The sequence below is a fragment of the Streptomyces ossamyceticus genome (assembly GCF_001418475.1).
GTDB lineage: Bacteria > Actinomycetota > Actinomycetes > Streptomycetales > Streptomycetaceae > Streptomyces > Streptomyces ossamyceticus.
Genome location: NZ_LIQX01000822.1, coordinates 1 through 1,496, shown reverse-complemented (window position 1 = coordinate 1,496; position 1,496 = coordinate 1). Strand labels below are relative to the sequence as shown.

At 74.0% G+C, this 1,496-nt stretch carries 1 protein-coding gene; it reads left to right on the top strand.

The window, feature by feature from the left end:
• Positions 1–69 precede the first annotated feature (69 nt).
• A complete protein-coding gene (locus AOK15_RS39315) occupies positions 70–1,182 on the top strand; it encodes a carbohydrate kinase family protein (protein WP_055523802.1) in 1,113 nt (370 codons plus the stop codon).
• Positions 1,183–1,496 lie beyond the last annotated feature (314 nt).

Here is a 1,496-nt window from a genome sequence, read left to right as displayed (position 1 = left end):
CCACCCCACCCAGCGGAGCGTTTTGGTGCAGACTGGCCAGATCCACGCACCACCGCCAGGGAGCACACCGTGACCGCGTTCAAAGGGGAGCGTCCACACCACCGGCCCCAGGTCGACCCGCTGTCGGCCCTGCGGACCCCGGACGACCCGCCCTGGGACGTGTATCTGACCGGCACCGTCTTCCTCGACATCATCTTCACCGGCCTCGACTCCGCCCCGGTCCGCGGCACCGAGTCCTGGGCCCGCGGCATGGGGTCCAGCCCCGGCGGCGTGGCGAACATGGCCACGGCGCTGGCCCGGCTCGGCCTGCGGACCTCCCTCGCCGCGGCCTTCGGCGACGACCACTACGGCGAGTACTGCTGGGACGCCCTGGAGCAGGGCGAGGGCATCGACCTGTCCACCTCCCGCACCGTCCCCGGCTGGCACTCCCCGGTCACCGTCTCCATGGCGTACGAGGGCGAACGCACGATGGTCTCCCACGGCCACACCGCCCCCACGGAGGAGTCCGCGCCGGAGTGCCCGCCGTACGCGCGCGCCGCCGTCGCCTCCCTCGCGCCCGGTGTGCGCGCCCCCTGGATCGCGCAGGCCGCGCGCAAGGGCACCCGGATCTTCGCGGACGTCGGCTGGGACGAGACCGGCGCCTGGGATCTGGCGGGGCTGCCCGACCTCGCCCACTGCGAGGCGTTCCTGCCGAACGCGGAGGAGGCGATGCGGTACACCCGCGCCGACTGCCCCCGCGCCGCCGCACGCGCGCTCACGGAGCACGTCCCGGTGGCGGTGGTGACGCTCGGCGCGGAGGGCGCGTACGCGGTGGACGGCCGTACCGGCGAGACGGCGGAGGTACCGGCGATCGCGGTGGAGGCTCTCGACCCCACGGGCGCCGGCGATGTGTTCGTGGCCGGTTTCGTCACCGGCACCCTCGCGGACTGGCCCCTGGCGGACCGGCTGGCCTTCGCCGGGCTGACCGCCGCCCTGTCGGTGCAGGAGTTCGGCGGGTCGCTGTCGGCGCCCGGCTGGTCCGAGATCGCCGCGTGGTGGCGCCGGGTGCGGTCCCTCGACGTCCAGGACCCGGCCGCCCTGCGCCGCTACGCCTTCCTGGAGGACTTCCTCCCCGAGGGGCCCGTGGCCCCCTGGCCGCTGCGCCGCGCGGTCCCCACGATCGGCTTCCGCCGCTCGGCCTGACGTGAACTCCCCCGCACGGCAGGGCAGTTGAGATCCCTTCCGCGCAACCGGGGCGACCTCGGCTACCCCGTCGCACACACCCCAAACGCAACGTGACTCACATCACACCCTTCGCGTTTCTTCCGCGCTCCGTGACCTTGATACAAATTCTCCGCGCGTCCCTGTCCGTCGACAGCCGCCCAATTCCCTTGCCGGGCCGCGGTCGTCGGGGTCCGGAGCCGCACCCTCGCACGTCCAGGAACGCCTGTGTCCCCCCGCACCCCCACCCTGCCCTGGCCCCTCGTCGCCCTTTTCACGGCCGGGTACCTCGCCGC